At 35.7% G+C, this 18,672-nt stretch carries 12 protein-coding genes and 2 pseudogenes; 5 read left to right on the top strand and 9 right to left on the bottom strand.

Features of this window, described 5'->3' with window-relative positions:
• Positions 1 to 38 precede the first annotated feature (38 nt).
• From V5M36_RS15135 to V5M36_RS15150, 4 genes are all read right to left on the bottom strand, one after another.
• Positions 39 to 908: a phosphoadenosine phosphosulfate reductase family protein gene (locus V5M36_RS15135; protein WP_004668057.1), complete on the bottom strand. Its 870-nt coding sequence runs from the start codon at positions 906 to 908 to the stop codon at positions 39 to 41.
• Entirely contained in the window at positions 901 to 4,356 is a 3,456-nt protein-coding gene (locus V5M36_RS15140; RefSeq protein ID WP_004668056.1) for a hypothetical protein, read from the bottom strand. The genes V5M36_RS15135 and V5M36_RS15140 overlap by 8 nt, the downstream gene beginning before the upstream one ends.
• A gap of 1 nt (position 4,357) precedes the next feature.
• Positions 4,358 to 5,242 carry a DUF4007 family protein gene (locus tag V5M36_RS15145; RefSeq protein ID WP_004668054.1) on the bottom strand — a complete coding sequence of 295 codons (885 nt, stop codon included), beginning with the start codon at positions 5,240 to 5,242 and terminating at the stop codon, positions 4,358 to 4,360.
• A gap of 325 nt (positions 5,243 to 5,567) precedes the next feature.
• The gene (locus V5M36_RS15150) at positions 5,568 to 5,831 is read right to left on the bottom strand and encodes a hypothetical protein (protein ID WP_004668053.1); all 264 of its coding nucleotides are present in this window, start codon (positions 5,829 to 5,831) and stop codon (positions 5,568 to 5,570) included.
• A gap of 86 nt (positions 5,832 to 5,917) precedes the next feature.
• Between V5M36_RS15150 and V5M36_RS15155 the strand changes: the two are divergent.
• Positions 5,918 to 6,091 (top strand): annotated as a pseudogene (locus V5M36_RS15155) (transcriptional regulator); the annotation flags it as partial.
• A gap of 28 nt (positions 6,092 to 6,119) precedes the next feature.
• Here V5M36_RS15155 and V5M36_RS15160 read toward each other — a convergent pair.
• The 4 genes from V5M36_RS15160 to V5M36_RS15175 all read right to left on the bottom strand — a co-directional run bounded on the left by V5M36_RS15160 (position 6,120) and on the right by V5M36_RS15175 (position 11,546).
• Positions 6,120 to 9,467, bottom strand: coding sequence for a DEAD/DEAH box helicase (locus V5M36_RS15160; protein WP_338560488.1), 3,348 nt, complete (start codon positions 9,465 to 9,467; stop codon positions 6,120 to 6,122).
• A gap of 183 nt (positions 9,468 to 9,650) precedes the next feature.
• Positions 9,651 to 9,929 carry a helix-turn-helix domain-containing protein gene (locus tag V5M36_RS15165; RefSeq protein ID WP_053579060.1) on the bottom strand — a complete coding sequence of 93 codons (279 nt, stop codon included), beginning with the start codon at positions 9,927 to 9,929 and terminating at the stop codon, positions 9,651 to 9,653.
• Positions 9,922 to 11,214: a type II toxin-antitoxin system HipA family toxin gene (locus V5M36_RS15170; RefSeq protein WP_338560494.1), complete on the bottom strand. Its 1,293-nt coding sequence runs from the start codon at positions 11,212 to 11,214 to the stop codon at positions 9,922 to 9,924. Before V5M36_RS15170 ends, V5M36_RS15165 begins: the two co-directional genes overlap by 8 nt.
• A 95-nt stretch (positions 11,215 to 11,309) precedes the next feature.
• The gene (locus V5M36_RS15175) at positions 11,310 to 11,546 is read right to left on the bottom strand and encodes a hypothetical protein (RefSeq protein WP_005200773.1); all 237 of its coding nucleotides are present in this window, start codon (positions 11,544 to 11,546) and stop codon (positions 11,310 to 11,312) included.
• Between the two features lie 204 nt (positions 11,547 to 11,750).
• Between V5M36_RS15175 and V5M36_RS16145 the strand changes: the two are divergent.
• Positions 11,751 to 11,945, top strand: a pseudogene (locus V5M36_RS16145) (helix-turn-helix domain-containing protein); the annotation flags it as partial.
• Here the strand turns inward: V5M36_RS16145 and V5M36_RS16150 are convergent.
• Positions 11,913 to 12,080, bottom strand: coding sequence for a class I SAM-dependent methyltransferase (locus V5M36_RS16150; RefSeq protein ID WP_005200775.1), 168 nt, complete (start codon positions 12,078 to 12,080; stop codon positions 11,913 to 11,915). The pseudogene V5M36_RS16145 and the gene V5M36_RS16150 overlap by 33 nt on opposite strands.
• Before the next feature lie 297 nt (positions 12,081 to 12,377).
• Between V5M36_RS16150 and V5M36_RS15185 the strand changes: the two genes are divergently transcribed.
• The 3 genes from V5M36_RS15185 to V5M36_RS15195 are packed head-to-tail and all read left to right on the top strand — an operon-like array spanning position 12,378 to position 18,503.
• The gene (locus tag V5M36_RS15185) at positions 12,378 to 13,052 is read left to right on the top strand and encodes a hypothetical protein (RefSeq protein WP_004668045.1); all 675 of its coding nucleotides are present in this window, start codon (positions 12,378 to 12,380) and stop codon (positions 13,050 to 13,052) included.
• Positions 13,052 to 15,328 (top strand): hypothetical protein, encoded by a 2,277-nt coding sequence (locus tag V5M36_RS15190; RefSeq protein ID WP_338560498.1) that lies wholly within the window; start codon positions 13,052 to 13,054, stop codon positions 15,326 to 15,328. Before V5M36_RS15185 ends, V5M36_RS15190 begins: the two co-directional genes overlap by 1 nt.
• Positions 15,312 to 18,503, top strand: a complete 3,192-nt coding sequence (locus tag V5M36_RS15195) for a site-specific integrase (RefSeq protein ID WP_338560500.1) — start codon at positions 15,312 to 15,314, stop codon at positions 18,501 to 18,503. Before V5M36_RS15190 ends, V5M36_RS15195 begins: the two co-directional genes overlap by 17 nt.
• Positions 18,504 to 18,672: the final 169 nt, after the last annotated feature.

Consider the following 18,672-nt stretch of genomic DNA (forward strand, 5'->3'; position numbering starts at 1 on the left):
AAATCAATATGAGACTGAGATTTTTATTTAGTACTAGCCTATTTATAACATGTTACACATGCCCCACCACCTTCAATATCATCATATACGGCATCCAAATCGACCATTTCGATTAACTGATCATCATGCAATATATTACGACGGCGTTTTTTCTTAAACTTTTCCATCTTTTTTTCATGGTCTGCTTTAATTTGAGCAATACGTTCAGGATCTTCAAGGGTACTTAATGGTGTGTCTTTTCCCATCCAATAATAGGTTTCACCATTCGCTGATTTGTCATCTTCAAACTGCTTCTCATACGCTTTTGCTTCTTCAAATTTTTCAGGATGGCGCTCTTTTAAACGTACCCATTCAATTTTCCGTTGATAAAAACAAAATGTGCACCCACTGCGCGAACGCCACTCATAATATTTTGGTAATCCTAAACCTGTACTTTCTAAGAGAGCAATAATATCTTGCTTCACTAAACCATCTTCAGCAAATGGCATCTTAGTCGTCAAATATTTTTGGGTAGGAACATATCCTTCACGCCAAGGTTCATCTGCACGAATACCAACATAGCTAATAATTTCATAGCCATCATCTAAAAATGGTTTAACCCACTGCTCAAATGGAACCAATTTCATCTGTACCGTACACCAACGTTGATGTCCTGAAGGTAGGAAATGATTGTATTCTTTTAACCAATAGTCAAAATCTTTATCAGAACCTAAACGCAAAATTGGCTTACCTAAATAAGACTCTAACTGATTAAGATATTCCATGACCTCAGGAAGTTCTTTTCCTGTGTCCGTAAAGAAATATTCGATATCTAGTTCAGGATAGTGATCTCTCATATATACCGCGAGAGCTGCACTATCTTTTCCACCCGAAAGACCAAGGACATGCTTTACTTTTCTGTCAGACATGTTCGCCTCCTTTCTCAGAATGTGCTAAATCTAGATACTCTTTTAATAATTCATATAAAAGAATCGCTTTAGTATCTTTATTTAAATCACGACTATCTAGATATTCTTTAAATGAACCTATCGCAGACGATACTTTTTCCTCTGTTTCGGATGTAATCCGTACATCTCGATTATATTCCTCAAAGCCTTGAGGCGTATTTACAATAATGGCTAAATGTTTTTGCTCATCCAACGTATTTAACTGAGGATGACCATTTTTGACAAAAAAGCAGAGTTGTTTAAATCGCTGTGTGTAATTTGGAATATTTTGAGATGCCTTCTTAAGACTATCATCTGTCCAATCTCGCTCAGGTATTTGAGATAATAATGTAATGATATTACTGAGCCATTGCTTAGATGCGTCATTACTCTTCATTAAATGAAAGGCAAATTTTTGTAACTGCCAATCCGCAGCAGAATGACTAATAATCTCTGCTTGGGCAAGTAGTTCAGGCGTCAAATTTCCTAATTCATGGATTAACTCAGCTTCAAATGTTTGTAATAAATGCGATTTTGCTTGATCTAATTCTAAAAACAAGTTGCTCATATCTGATTGAATAGAATCATTTTTTGCATGTTCAGCATCTAATAAGTCATATAAATCCTCAAATAACAACTTAAAAGGATCATCTGCCATTAAAATAGCAGCGCGCAATTTTTGTGTTTTTTCACTAAAAAAATTGGCATTACGTGAATGCTTAATCCATTTTGACTTTTTCATTAGTGCAGAAACAATGAAACGAGCTACTTGTAATGCTGAAGCCTCTATGGGTTTTCCATAATTTGCTTCAATACTATTTGCTAAAAGATTAATAAACTGTTGTTTCTCAACCTGACCTTTTACATATTTTACTGCGATTTCATGAGGACGTTTGATCAACTTATTGATAAATTCCTCATCAATATCACTAATAAAACGGAACTCATTCGTTACATCTTGATCATAAAATGCAAGAGTTTCTTTCTTAGCTTGCAATAAAGCGAGTGCAAATATAGGCAAAATACCCTGTGGTAAACCAAAAGGTGCAACCGTCCATTTTGCTTTCTCATAAAAGTCTGCAAGGGTAATTAAACCTTTATTTTCTTTAATAACCTTAAAACCGTTTTCCAACAGAATATGCGAATTTGAGTCTTTCGCCTCATGTGGCGTCGGAATTACAAAAGCCCATTCCTGTGTTTCACTATTCAGCTGATGAAGACCTAACCGCTTCAAACAAGATAAATAAATCGCTTTCTCAGCAGGAAATTTCTCAATACCCAGGTTTTCCATTTCTGGACTATGAAGCATTTTTTCTAAAAGCTTTCTTCGCCCAGAAGCTGCGGAACTTGAAATTTCATTTCTTACCACAAGTTCATTAAACATCTTTGGACATTGATCAAAAATTTTGTCAGCAAGTTCAGAAGCAATCACTGAAAGTTGCTTTTGGGCTTGTTTTTCACCTTGGTAGAACCACGTAGCAGACTCAAAAGCATGGTTAAACAAAAAGGTTAATTGTTGATAAATATAATCACAACGATGCTGATATTCTTTCTTCGCAACCTGATCAATCAATAATTTAGGCTGTTCTTTTACAATTTGCTGTAATACAAAAAGTTCTTTCGCCCAATTTTCAATCTCATTATAGTTATTTAAACTCGCGATCACTAAGTTTGAATGAGTTTGAGACAACTTCATCAATTGCCTATCTGTTAGTGAGCTTTCAGCAATCAATACAAAGTCCCTGTATGACTGATTACTTTGATGTTCTAACTCTGAAAATTGTTTTAGTTCATTCACATTATAAATAAGATATTGCCCCATCCAACGCATTATTCCTCTTTCCTGATAATGACGTTTCGCTAAAACAACATTTGCTTTATAACCTGTATATTGCAAATAATTTTGTTTTGGATTTAAGGTTTCTAGCTTGTCCTGAATTAACTGCTGCACATTTAAATCTGATGTCGTCACAACCTCATAGGATTGTGTGCTATTCCAGAAACTCAGAATTTTCCATTCTGTTAGTTGAGTTAAACATTCCGTGATGGCTTTAGTTTCTTTTTTACTCGCATAAAAACTAAAATTCAGCAAATCACGTGTTGGATATACGCCTAGGGACTTACCAAAAATATTCAACATCGCAATTGCTTTAATTAAATTTGAATATAATTGATTCTTAGCAATAGAAAAATTTTCTTTACTCGTTTTTTGACTCACTAAAGTCAAAGCTTGCTCAACAAGACTCCAAGCATGTCCTTCTTTAGAACTTAAAATTTGATGTTGTAAGTTATGACTTAGATAGTCCCATAAATCTACGATAGAATACTTTTGTTCCAATACTGTATTAGCATCTAAAAACTTTCTTAAACTATATGGTTCTGCTGAAAGTAAAAAGCTAAAAATACTGCGTTCATTTTGGCTAAAGCTACTTTTTGAAACAGCTCCAAGCAAAACAGTTGTAAGTGGATGCAAAGGCAATGCATTATAAAAATATTGTTTTACTTTTGGGCTATTTTCTAAGAGACGTGAACCAATAAATTTTTGAATTTGATCAATTAAATCATGATCATTTTTATCTACTGATTGAGGTATTTTAGCATCTGTTCTTTTTAGAGTTTTCGAAACTAAAGCAATTGATTCATCTAAGGATATGCGATAAGAAATATCGACATATCTACCTTGGATTTTTGCCCACTCTAAAGCAATTTGATGACTTAGGCCTTTTGCATAATCAGCAAATGATTGATGCAAAATACCAATAAAAATAAAAGGGCATTCAGGTTGAGATAAACGATTAATTTTTTCCGAAAGATCCTGAAAAAAATGTAAATTGCCAGAACCTCTTGCCAAAGTTTCTAGCAGTTTACCCATTTCATCTAAGATGAATAATGTTCCCGAGATTTTACCTTGTAACTCTGAAAATACTTGAATAATCCAATCTAAAAGTTGTGCTTCAGTTTCAGGATACTGTTCTAATAACATAGACTGTTTAAAATATTTTAATAATCCTGCAACCTGTACAGCATCAACTACTGAACGATAAAATAACTCAATTGGTGAGATAATACCTGCCACCGCTTTGATTATAATCCACGGTTTTTTTTCAATATTTTCAGTTTTAAATACAGTTTCTAATTTTGCTGACAATATGGGATCGGCAATCATTTTATTGACTGCATCACGAACATTTTGATCAGAATGTACAAAACCAGTCAAAATTGCAGCTAAGGTTGATTTTCCTGTACCGTAACTACCTGTAATCGTAAATGTAGAAGATTTTGAATCCACTACAGTAGCCAAAGCATTGTATGCTGTGCCATGGAAAATAATTTTATCAAAAAATTCTTTTGAAATATCTGTATCTAAACGCGTAGAAAGTAGATGATTCACATTAATTTGGTAGTATTGATTCAAATTAGTCGTTGACATCTTACTCACTCTCACTATAAATTTTTTCTAATAAATTATCTAAATCAAAAGCTTGAATATCTTTGCATGCTAAGCTTCTAATACCTAATGTGTCCGACCAAAAAAATCTTTCATCAAGTAATGAACATTGATTTAAATAAAAATCGATACCGATATTATTGATTCTAAATAAACGTCCAGGGCTTCCGGGCATAGTTAAAATACTATCGACACTAATCGTCGAAGTATTCTTAAAAAATGTTTGCCAAAAATCCACTAGACAGTATAAAAATACTTCAGGTTTTAAACTTTTTTGTTCAGTAAAATCAGACTTAAATTTATTAGCTTCCAAGTGATACAGTAAACCTAACTCATTTAAAGGAGAGATAAAACTATCTTCTCCTTTAAAGGTTTTGCTTAGTTTTTTCCCATAACAGAGTGCAAAACAATCAAAATCTTTCTGTAAAGTTGCAAGCGCAGGGATTTTTAAATTCTCTGTGTTTAACCAATCCATTAAATCTAAAATTAAATCATTTTTATCAAAAAACTGCTTATTTGAAAAATTGAAATACCATCGAGCAAACGTCAATTCTGAATAATTTTTTTGAATATAATAATGCAAAAGCCAGTTTGATACCGGTTTCTCTAAATAAGAATCATATAACTTAATAACTTTTGTAATGTCCGAAATGTACCTTTTTTTTTGATCACTAACTTTAAGCGGTTGTAAACCTGAAATTTCGGTCCAATATTTAATACTATTGACCATGTTTTTACCTACACCTAGGTCGACAACCAAATTTTCTTCATTTTTTTCTTTATAATCTAATGAATTATACGACTTATTAAGCCATCCATATCTTAATGCAAAAGTCTCATGACCTGAAAAGCGTAGTGTAAAACTCATAGTCTAGTCGTCTTAAAAACAGATTTACTGGAAGATTGTCTCCAGTAGCTTATACATCATTATAATTTTATTCAAGGAATAACTCCATTGATACGACACAACCTGTCTTCCTAAGCAGTACATTTAAGTATGAATATATTAATCCAAGATATTTATACATACGCTCTCACACAAGTAAAAAAAGTATGAAAGTCTACAGTAGGCCACTTACACTTTACTCACGACCAAAACATCTTAATATATTGAAAACATTTATAAAATAAATCCACCATCCCCACTGCTCATTAAAAAATTTAATCGCTAGATCGTATTAATATTATTAAACTTACTTCAATCCAAACCCATCCAATGTCGCTGGGTCAAAATTTTCATCAAACATAAACTCATCTACTCTCTCTTTTTTTAACGTCGCTAGGGTATAAAAGAAACATTTCTCACATAACTGCAACTCATATCTTTCCCCATCATGCGTGGAGCCATACCCCCAATTCGCTGATAAAGTTCCAAACTCCAGTTGCGTTAATTGATTACATACATCACATAGAACATCTGTAACGACTTCCTCCTGTTTCAGTTGTTTGATTTCCATATGCAGCTCCTTGTATCAATCAAGTTAAACTCATCTACATGTTTACTAAAAACTTATTCCTGTTTGGCTTTAATTACCATTAAAAATTGAGCTTAAAGCAAGTTGATATGCAATCCCGCACAGGCATTTCAAGGCAGCAGTACCAAAAACTGTAAAGTCAGGCCAATCCACGATTAGAGATCTTAGAAATTATTGCGGCAGAATTAAATGCTCAATTGATGCTCATTCCTGATGATAAAGTTTATTTAATTTACAGTCTCGACAAAAAGACTAGCCAAAAATAAAATACTAAAATTTCTCAAACAATTTCATCACATCATTTTCCGTAAGTTTCGCTTCGCCCTCATGATCGGCGCTTAGAATAGACTGTGCCAGTTCTGCTTTATTTTGCTGCAAGGCAATAATTTTTTCTTCTATACTTTGATTGGTAATCAGCTTGTACACAAATACCGGCTTGTCCTGTCCAATCCTCCATGCACGATCTGAAGCCTGATCTTCAGCAGCAGGGTTCCACCATGGATCATAGTGAATGACCGTATCCGCTGCTGTCAAATTCAAGCCTACGCCTCCAGCTTTAAGGCTGATTAAAAACACAGGCACTTGTCCAGACTGAAATGTAGTAATGACTTCATCTCGTTTTTTGGTCTTTCCAGTCAGTTTGACATAGCCAATTTCCGAGTGATTGAGTCGCTGCTCAATCAATTCCAACATTGAAGTAAACTGAGAAAAGATGAGAACTTTTCGTCCCTCTTCCACCATCGGGACGACCATATCCATCAACTGTTCAAGTTTGGCAGAATGTGCCTGCCCGGTTTTAACCGAATCCAGTTTCAGCAAACTAGGATGGCAGCACACCTGACGTAGTTTCAACAAGGCATCTAAAATTTGAATTTGACTACGTTTAAAGCCTTTTTCTGCCACAATTTTCTGAATGTTTTCCTGCATCGTGGCGCGAACAGCCCCGTATAGCTTGGATTGCTGTTCATTCATGTCAATATTGACTTCAATCGTGGTTTTTTCAGGCAATTCTTTGGCGACGTCAGTTTTCAAGCGACGTAAAATGAAGGGCTTAATCCGGTTCACCAGCTTTTGCCTTAACTCCTGATCACCGCGTTTTTCAATCGGATAGCGGTATTTTTTATTAAAGATTTCTTGTGAATATAAAAATCCTGGCATCAGAAAATAAAATAGTGCCCACAGCTCACCCAAATGATTTTCCATCGGGGTACCGGTTAGACACAGACGATGTCGCGCTTTTAATTGCCGTACTACCTGTGCAGCTTTGGCACGCGGATTTTTGATATTCTGTGCTTCATCCAAAATGAGTTGATGATATTCATATTGCTTCAGTTGTTCTTCATCTCTCGCCAGGAGCGGATAGGTGGTTAAAACAATGTCATATTGCGGAATCTGTTCAAAATACTGATGGCGGTCCGGCCCTTGTAGCAGCAGTACCTTGAGATCGGGGGTAAATTTCTGCGCTTCTTTGAGCCAGTTATGCATCAGCGATGTAGGTGCAACAATTAAGGCGGGGCTGTCCTGCAAATGTCCAGCCTGCTTTTCCATGAGCAAATGCGCTAAAGTTTGTGCTGTTTTGCCCAGGCCCATATCATCTGCAAGAATCCCGCCATGCTGGGTTTCCCTTAAAAACTGTAACCAGCCTAAGCCCTGCTGCTGGTATGGACGCAATTCCCCCTGAAAACCTTTTGGTGTCGGCAGTTGTTGCTGATAGCCTTGTTTGAATTTCTGTGCAAATTTCTGCAGCCGGTCACTGACCTGCCATGCCATCCCAAGATGATGCTGTACCTCCAGTAACTGACTCGCATCATAGCGATCGATACTGCGCTCTTCTTGCTGTAAAATGCTCCGCAGATGCAACAATACCGGCTTAATGTCCCTGGCGGATAGAGCCAAATCGGGTTGATCCACTGCAGTTTTCAGGGTAAAAATTTGACTGTCATTCAGATAACTAAAAGTCCGCGGATCAAGTAAATCAGGCTGCTGTTGTACCAAAACGGCAATGGCATCGAGCAGGTTATAGCAATTGCCTGCACTGTCCTGAACGGTCGCCCCGATATTGAACCAGTCCTGCTGGCTTTCAGATTCAGTGATGGAAATATTTAAATTTTCTACATATTGCAGCTTAAATGGGCTGTGTTCCAGATGCTCTATCCGCCACCCCATCAATTCAATTTGATTGATGGGCATGAGTTGCCTGATCCAGTCTCCATAGAAAGCCCAGACCATAGAGTCGAGACGTTGTTTATCCAGTTTTAATTGCTGGTCATTGCTCAGATCTTTCACCCACTCCAGTGATTTGACCAACAGCTGTAAACGCTGGATTGCCTGTTGTTCCTGAACAAAATCCCGAAGCTGTCGCACCATTTTGCCATGCTGCTCACCGATAAAACTGTCACCTGATGTACCCGCTTTTATTCGCCCGCCTGCATAGGAGAATTCAATTTCAGCACAAACAGACTCCTCCAATTTCCAATCAAATTTATCTAAAACACCAAAGCGTAAAATTGGCTGGGGGCTACCGGCAAGGACCTTAACACTCTGAATAGACTCAGACTGAGGCAGATTCTGCACGTTTGAATATTGATGAGTAATATGTTCAAACTCAGACAATAGCGCGGATGGAAGATCAGGCATCTGCAAAAAATGGTAGAGCAGATTTGCCGTATATTCACCATATAATTGACCCACCGTGTTCTGTCGAATATCGACATAACACGGTGGCTGGCTAGCGAGAATTTGAATATGCGGATTTGATTTTAAATCGAGTCGAATATCGCCATTGACCAATTCAATGTTTAAATGCTCCGTCTGTTTTTTGACACCTTGTTCCCATATAAACTCGATGTTGTACCCTTGCTCTGACCATTTAAGTGCAGCATGGCTCTTTTTTTGCCAATAAACATCGCCACTTTGAATAAAACTTTTGAAGTGCTCCAATAAAATCCCGGATATATCAAGATTGCTCTGATAAAAGCGTTCGTCACTGTTTGTTTTGGCGTAATAATAAACCTGATTAAATAATTGTCGTTTTTGTTCAGGTAAAGTCAGATGCTTTCTGGTTATATTTTCATATTGCGTATAATCACTTTCACCGGCAATCGAGCCATTTTTATTGCGTCTGGCCTTCTGCACAACAAGGGTCAATTTTTTTGAGCTGATAGACTGATTTAACAGGTAAATTAAATAAGTGTTTGTTTGGGAAGGTTGCTCAGGGTCCGTCTGTTCTAACTGCCGTTTAAAGTCATGCAACCAGCGTTGCGCCTGATCATATCCCTGTTGGCGGTTTGCTATTGACCGTGTTGATTGAGATTCAGCAGAACGCTGCTGAAATTCTTGGCGATATTCTTGAAAGAATAACCGTGCTAAAGCAGCAGCATGTTTACAGTTATATCTAACGGGACAAGTACAATCGTCATCGATTAAACGGTCCTTTTTAGGATTATAGGTAATGGCGGTATCGTAATAGTCTGTACCCTCAATTTGAGCATACATCGTGACATCGCCGCTTTCCTCAAAGAACTCAATCGTTTCCCTATCAATGTGTTTAGCATAGCTCAGACTGCGCTGAATAGTTGCGGTACTAAAGCGAGATAGAAAATTGATCAATGAGGACATGATTACCAGACACTAAATGTTTATACAATTATAACGGACAAAGCTGTCATTTCAGAATAGTAGCCGAACTGCTCAACCTGAGCACAGATTCGACTCACTCAATAGGAATATTGTGAGTAAAGACAATCAAATCAGAGAAGTTAAACAGATCATTAAGGTCGAAAATATCCTGATTGAAAGTTCTCATTTCTTCACGACAGTTAATTTTAAACCAAATGGGGTTAAAAGTTTTAGCATTGTTTCTAAGGTTGGATTTGCATCTGATCGCTCGAGCTTCTGTAAAGTTTGAAGCGAAATTTTAGTGATCTTGGACATTTCATGTAATGTCAGATGCAGCTCTGTTCTAATGAATTTTGCAATGACATGTATCGGCCAGTCTGGATTAAGCTGAATCATTTCTAAGACATATTGTCTTTTTCTAATTTGCTCTATTTGAGAGAGTGGAATAAAACGTTTATCCATGACAAATCTCCTTTAATTGTGCGCAAATACCTTCAATGCGATATGCACAATTTTCTAGAATTTCATCATCTATCCCGATAGATTTCATATGAGTTAAAAGCCCTTGATACAAAGGTAATTGTTCAGAAAATACAGATTTTATTTGTTCTATGGTTAAAGAACTGCATTCTACAATTTGATGAGCAATTGAAGCCCAATTGTTATCGTCTTTTTCCCATCGAGTAGATCTCGCGATTCCATCAGGATGTAGCCACATAGGGGCAAAATCAAATAAAGGCGTTAATTGAATATCGCCATTGTTAAGCCTTTGAAATGCCGTATTACGGGTATGATTATCTTTATTTCCTAAAGCGATATTGGCTAAATCTCTTTTTGCATATTCAAGAATTTCTGTTTCTGGATCCGTACAATAATTCATGATAATTTTGCAGACTTCGTTATGAGACATTTTTACTCCGAAGCCAGCTTTTCCACTAAAAGAAGCTAAACTTTCTTGGGCTATTCTTTCAACACGGTTATCAACCACTTGCCGATCAAAACGTGGAATAAATAAAGTTCTTCCATGTAATTCTAGAGGTCTAAATACTCGCAATCCTAAATATGCTGCTATTTGCATATATAAGGGTTCTTGATTCAAAATTTTGTTTAGACGTTGATCCGTTCCTCGGCTAAATTTAACCAACCAGTGCTGTTTAGCCATTTCATCAGGTAACGTATGATCAAGATAAAATAACTCATCATGACCTTGTGTTAGTAATAGTTTTGGCCACTCGCCTTGAACGCCAGATGATCCAGAGATAAATAGTCCAAAAGATGATAATGACTCAAGAAACTCTTCACTACGTTCGATAATTTCCTGTATTGAAAATCCTTGTACTAACTGATCTGAATATTGAGTTAAAAGCCATTCATGAGCTTCTTTTATTCTTAAGTTACCAATAGGGTTGCTCGCTCCTACTTTAAGCAATGGCCAATCTGCTGACTCTTCTTCATACTCAGGGCGGCCAAGTTTTTTTAATAGTTCTTTTCGACCATATCCTTGAGGTAATAGATCAACTAGAAAAGCTGGCCACGTAGGCTCAATATTGCTTTCTAAATTAATCGGATAATGGTTTGAAACAGCATGACCATCTCGTAATCCCATATGTTCAATTGCGTAATCCATTGAATAATATGTTCCGCAGCTAGCTTTCCAACCTTTAGCTTTTTCACCTATTACTTCAATAGTGGCACAATCGATCCATTGATTATTCAGAAATATTTGGACAGAGCAAAAATCATTCATAATTCTATTTAAATAGTAAAGTATAGTCAGTTTCCCCTATTATATACCTATTATAGTAGTAAAGTATTATTTTTATCCAAGTGAGTTTTCAAAATTTATTTTTTATTTAACATAAAATCTCTACTTGGGAAAACAACACAAAAACCCGCATCTAAAAAACTGAAATAAAAAATGCGCCATCCAAACTGTTCAGCTAGGGGCGTAATATCTTTTATAAAAATTCCATTTTTCCCATCCGGCGTGAGGAAAAAAGTAAGAGAGCTAGCTAGCCCAGTCTCAAACATACCTAAAATTTGTTTAGCCAGTTCTGTACGTAGAATGCCAAGGGTCATTGGAGATGGTAGTCATCTCAATTACGCAGCAACGCTTGGTTCATTGCAATAGATTCTATTAGATTGGAAATGTCTAATTAGATTTCTTTAATCTAATAGGATCTAATCAGCCAATAAAGCACCTCATTACCGATCAACTGGCACAGCTCATAACTCCATTATTTTGTGGCTTAATAGCCATAACTAAATATAAGACACAATATTATGGATTTAAAACTCAGAAAACCTGAAGAAGTTGTTGCGTTATTATGTGAGAGGCTTCGTAAAGAACGACTTTATCTAGAAATAACTCAAGCAGACGTTGCTGGTATTGGTGTGAATACAGTATCTAATCTGGAAGCTGGTCGAAATGTTTCATTTGAAAATTTAGTACGCATTAACTACCAGCTCAGCCGAATCATCTATTGCATCAACTTGATACCCTCTACTTTTGAAATCCAAAGTGTCATCACCCGACCCACAGCCCAAGTCCAAGTCCAAAATCTTTACTTGTGTAGGGAAATACTTAAAAAATGGTTCGTACAAACTCTGCATGTCAACTCGGTATGTACTATCAAAAAAATTTGAGCATTGTTATTGTAATAATCAGCTGTACTCATCCCTACCCTATTCAGTCTAATCTGCTATGTGAACATCATAATAGAAACTTGATATTTTTTGCCAACTCACAAATATAGCTAACTAATAGTGAGTATCCGATTGAGGAGGAAAATTTGAAACTTTCAATAATAAAAAAACTTTAAAAACAAGAAAAAAATGATGCCTCCTGCCATATTCAAACACTCCAAATATACGTGAATATTACTGTATTATTTTTATTCAATAGCACACATGGATTTGACATCTGAACTACTTTTAAAGTTTCCAGCAACACAGATAAGTACTCTAAAAAATTTCAAAAAAAGCAGAATCATCATTCATCCATATGCTTTTGGTTTAAACCTATGTTACTTACATATGTTTAAAAATCTCGCTGCAGATTTAGATATTTCTAATCGTCTAAAAGAACTTCACGTGTGGAAAACTGCAAATTTTGATGGCTACACCATCTTTAACAATATTCACTTATATCTAAGCTATGTAAAACAAGATGCTAAAGAAGTCTCTTTAATTATTCATCAAAAACCAACTTTTTCAGATGAGGAATTAGTATTTCTGATGGAGTTATGCAGTCGTGAATTTATTCAATTCATCAAAAATTCAAAATTCGATATTAAGTCTTTGGATCCAAAGAAAACATTGCACTTAATTAATATGCATCTTTCGCGTCAAACACTATTAACTCTTAACAAAGACTCATCTTTGAAGCCACACCATCAAATGAGTCTAGAGCTACTTGCACACTTGCTTTCATGCTCTCGAAACCAACTCAATCAGCGGATGAAAAATATCAAGCAAGAACGCACACAGATTTTTAATGAATTATCACTACACAGCAGTTGTGTAAAAGAACTTATCGATCGCCCTGATAGCTGCCTAAGTACAGAAAAAATTTGGAGATCATAGTGTCGAACGATCTAAACGAACATATTGATTTGCCAGTTATTTCACTGCAAAAAATGCTTGAAAAACTGTTTGGTGATGAGAAATTTGAACGTGCACAACACATCAACTATGTAATTAAACTATTGTCTTTGCAACAGGCTGACAACTTTCTAGATGGTCTCAATCTCGATTGCTTTAACGTCGATGTAGAATTTCAGTCAAATCTACCTAAACCATCAGTAATCTCTTTTACTAAAAAAGTTAAGATCAGCGATCTACCGATCACTTCATATATCAATTCAATTTCGCAATTATCTGAGTCGCAGACTCATGCACAAAATTGGAATATTCTAGTTTTAAAAGCAGCAATTTATTTAATTGCTCTTCCTGAGCTCAAGCCAGATCTTTTTAAACAAGCACACGCAGAACACTTCAATACAGTAAAGCGCTTATTTCAGCGTTTTAGAACTGCAAATAAAAATTTAGATACTGAAAAAAAATATCATAATACAGAAGAGTATAAACGCCTCTGGAATGTCTATCTTAAAGATCCAACGCTGAGCTTAGAACAATTTATTCAACATCTGATCACATTAGATACGGATGAATTGCCTGAGTTTGATCGCAATCTACTCAATGATATTCGCATTACTTTTAACTACGTTTTAAAAAACAAAGCGAAGATTGCACGTACAAGTATTGATACACAGCTTCAACATCAGTTTCTTGATGAAGAACAATTCATTGAAGAAAGTATCGAAATCAAAAAAGGTGCTAAATCTAAAGCACTGAATATAGAAACGTTAATTGATGAGCCGATTAATAGGCAAATTGTTGTCAATCCAACTCACGTCACACCACTCGCAGCACATTCAGAAACGAGTCAAAACTATGTTCTACGGCTTGTTGCAAAACATATTCAACGCAAAGAACATTTACTCACGTCGAGTAGTTTTTTCCCGAATCCATCTAGCGTGAATCATCTACTGAAAAGACTTCATGTGGACTACTCTGAACATCAAAATAAAAGTGCTTTGATCCTGATGCTCGCATTTTTAACAGGCAACAGTGTGAATGAGTGGCTATATATACAAAGCAAGCGAGCTATAAACTTAAATAACCGCCAAAAATTGATCCATAAAAATGATCAGTTCTTCTTAAGCAGTAAATTTAATGTATTTGAGAACCGCGATTTTGAGTATTCAGACAACTTGCTCAATCAGACGATCTATTTAGACATTCCAATCCCTAATCTATTCATTGAGGATCTCCGCAAAATGAATTCGGTTAGTTTCGATGATATACAGCAATATTTACGCAAATTAAGACAAGAATTATTGATTCCAAAACTGTCTGTCGTAAAGGTGAGTTCTCTACTGCATCACACGGTTCTTGAAAAAACAGGTAATAAACAACTTGCAGACCTAGTTACAGGGATTGATGCAAATCAGTCATCGTCTATTTCTTATTGTCATCAGCATATCCCGCGTTTACACGCACAATATCTCGATATTTTAAAATCACTCTGTGCGGATATAGTGCGTAAATATGAAAGTGGTGTTACCACTTCACCATCTGATTCAACACTTTATTTTGGTAGTCGTAAAGCTCCCAAGCCACAGGTAATTACAGAGATTTTTGCTGTATTGAAATTTAATATTTTTTCACAAGCCGAAGATGACCTAATTTCAATCTTTAATCATTACAACATCTGGCTATGGCATATCCTCCTTCTTTTTACAGCAGCACGCCCCGTTGCTGAATTCCCTGGATTTCTTAAAAACTTTAATTTAAAACGCCAAATTTTGATGGTTTCTGACAAAGAAGTAGGCGGCCGCAATGGATTCGGACGCCTCATTCCACTTTGCCCATTTTTAGTTGAAGAGATAAAAAAATTCCTTAATTTTTTAGAATATTTTTCGATTCAAATCATAATGAGCCACTCACACTTAGCTGATCTCTTACAACAAATCAAAACAAGTCAATTGCCCTTACTTGGCATTATCAAAAATAACGAGTGGATATCACTAAGCCCTTCTATAGTCAAAAATTTTCATCCTGAATTATGCCTTGATCATGCAAACTGGCACCGCCACACAGCACGTGCTTTTTTAACTCATAAAATTACCGAACCTGAGATTTTAGCTCTCTTTGGACATGAACTCATGCAACAAGAAGCAGCACATCCATTTTCCAGTTTATCGCTCTCTCAATTTTCTAAAATTGCAGATGTTTTAGAGCAAATGAAAGATCAATTTAAAATTAGCGGGATTGAAGTACATGTCATCATTCAATAAAAAAATCCAAAAAAAACGCTATGCTGAAGATAGACGTCAACTTCAACGTAATGAATTAGAAAAGACCCTACGAGCTGATGCAGAACAAGAGCTCCGACAATACTTTGATGAACAAAAATTCTCAACTGAAGACTTAATTCAAGCTTATCCCGCGATTTATGAGTTTATTAAACGTAAAGCACCAAATTTGGCTTGGAAAAAATATGCACATGAATTCTTCCGAACATATATCAAATATCTCAATAAGAACAATAACCTAGACTTCCCATTACCGTACCTCACCTTTGAGATGAAACGCGATGAACCAATTTTCACCCCAGATTGGATCCAGGCCGGTCATGAAATTGACATCATTATAGAAAAACTTTGGGATTATTGGATTCTTGCTCAAGATAGTTCTGCTTTTTCTGATGATGAAATTATTGGGAATATTCTGCTTTGCTCAATGTTATACGGTGGATTAAATCAAACATCTTCATTAAATGCTTTGCTCGAACATTTAAAAAACCTGGCAAAAATCCAAAAAATTTGCGATTTTAATATCATCTTTTTAGAGCCACTTTCTCAGAGCTATGGTGATTTATTTATTGATGAAAAAACGATACGCAAATCGCGTAATTTTGTTCCAGATCAACTAACACGCCTTTGGCTCATTCATTTCAATACAAGACAAATTCGTGACATCAGTCTTGACGTGGGTGCTTACCTTCGTCTCATTTTTCAAAAAATTAAACATCCATACACAAGCAAGACTTTTAAATTTCTACGTGACTACTCCAATTTCAACTGGCTACAACTGAAAAATTCAGATGTTGACCCAGCATTATCACAATGCTTGTTAGAAAAAACACTCACTTGTGGTTTATCTGAACATGAGTTTGAAAATTTTGCTCTCCCAAAATTTAAAACTCAGTTAGTGGATGAACTCGAACGAAATATATCTTCTACACCCAAGCCCTTACCAAATCTAAATACGTCTGAAGCGGTAGAGAATGTAATATTTATTCATAAAAACTTGCTGAAAATTATTCGCACATCATCAACGGAAAAACCAATTGTTGAACTCATTATTGAATTTTGTCTCATATATCAGACTCAGTTTAATGAGTTTTCTAAGCGTATTATCCTGTGGCTCATCAGTCTCTATCGACCAAGTTCAGAACAAATACAAGAACTAGCAACCTTTGATTTTGATGCAGTTAAGTACACTAAGTCATTTCAAGACAATCAAAAACTCGCAGATAGTTCAATCTATACATACTACACCCGGATCGCAGAACCGTTTTTAACTCATGCCTTACAATACTTCGATGCCGACGATGACATTAATGATCTGCTGAACAAAATCTATCAACAAATCATTAGCAATACACGACTTGCTGATGAAGCAGATCAACCTGAGTTTAAAAAATCTAAAGACCAAACTATTCGTATGTTGAAACGCTTTCACACCTTTCAACAAATTGTTTTTCAAGCAGAAGATTTCGAACTCGAATTTATTGCATCACAAAGTAGACCCCGCGCACGTATCATTGGGCACGTAACATTCCAAGTGATATTAAAGAAATTGGATCAACTTTTACATGACCACTTTATTTCAGATCATCATTATAAAATATTGAAAATAATTTATATTTTGGGATACCGCACTGGTATGCGTATTAATGAAATACTCGGTTTACGTGTAAAAGATATCGAGGGTTTCGATCAACTTTCTATATGGATTCAACCTTATGGTTCAAAAAAACAAGGGAATCAACATCTACTCAAAACAGATAGTGCTGAACGGATTGTACCCGCCTATGCTTTACTTAAAGATGATGAACACCAATTTTTTAGCGATTATGTTGTGGAAAAACGTTTAGAGAATAAGAAAAGCTTATATTTATTCAGTAACTTGAATGAAAATAAAAAACTGAATAAACATACTGTCACCACGCCACTAAAACAAATACTGAATCAAATCTTTAAAGAACATCATTATTCATTTCACTCTTTTCGTCACACTACAGCGAATCACTTATCACTGTTACTCAACTGCGAATATGCACCACTTGTGCAAAAGCTGACTGACTATAGTGAAGACGAATATCAAAAAATTCGAGCTGAGCTACTTCAGAATCAACATGGACAAAACCATTGGTTTGTTATTGCACATCTCTTAGGACATATAGAGCCAGTTGAAACTTTCAAAAGCTATATTCATTTAAGTTATCTCATAGCTGGTCAAAAACTACTAAAATATCATCCAGATATGCCTAATGAACTGGCTAAAAAAATCATGGGCCACAATGCAACGTTTAAAAATTTAAAAATAACAAATGATGAAAAAGACTTTAATTTTGAAAAAAATCAGGCAGTTCTAGCAACTATGTTATTGAACGATCAAACAAACTGGCTCCAAAGTAATGCTACTGACATTTTGGATGAACTGTCGTTACAAATAGATCAATCCCATGATTTTTTTGCTTTCTTTGCTGGAACAGAAGATTCTAAAATTTCACTTCAACGCTTTTATGAAACGCTCAATATATTGGAGACTACTAACGATCCTAAAAGTGCAGCTCAACGTATGTGCTTACCAGAAGAGCTCGTCAATTATTGGTTTGAAAATGCCCTAAATTTAGCAAATATTAAATCAAAAAAAGGGAATCCGCGTTTATTTAGTATTGAGAGCTCAACACACTTAAAGCCGGCGATGCTTGATACCGCTGAAGAGCGTCATGCGTTGACTTATTTTTTTGAACATTTACAGAAAGTAGCTCGTAAAAAACCAACACAAATTGCATGCGTCCTGAATGTATTTTTGAATCGAGTGACCGCATCACACACAGGTATCCATTATCGCTGGAAGGATATCGATCAACTCGAACATTTTTACTCCCAGGTTAAGGCTTTATTTCCTGCCAAATTTTGGCACTTATTTGGACAAAATTTGCAAACAAAGTTAGATGCTAAACAACAGCCTCAACTTTTCAAACTAGCAAAAGCATCAACAGATAAACATCCATCAACACAAGAGGATTTTCCTCGTCTACAACTCTATTCAGTCAAAGATGGTCATGCGCTTGCTGCATTTAAATTTTGCTTACATTTAGCATGTATTGGCAGACCACAATCTCTTGAGCTTAAAGTTGAAGGATTAGAAGGGAGTACTGGAAGCAGAGGAACTTAGCATGAGTATGAATCATTTAGACTTAGCTATGTAATTTTTATACTTGTGGTCTATCGGGTAAGGATGGCTTGTAACCTATGAAAAAAACGAGTGGTCGATTTATCCAGTGATTTGCAGTGATTTGCAGTGAAATTTATAGCAAAAAAGCGAATAATCTGTTTGAATCTTG

The sequence above is a fragment of the Acinetobacter sp. KS-LM10 genome, assembly GCF_036896575.1.
Classification (GTDB): domain Bacteria; phylum Pseudomonadota; class Gammaproteobacteria; order Pseudomonadales; family Moraxellaceae; genus Acinetobacter; species Acinetobacter avistercoris.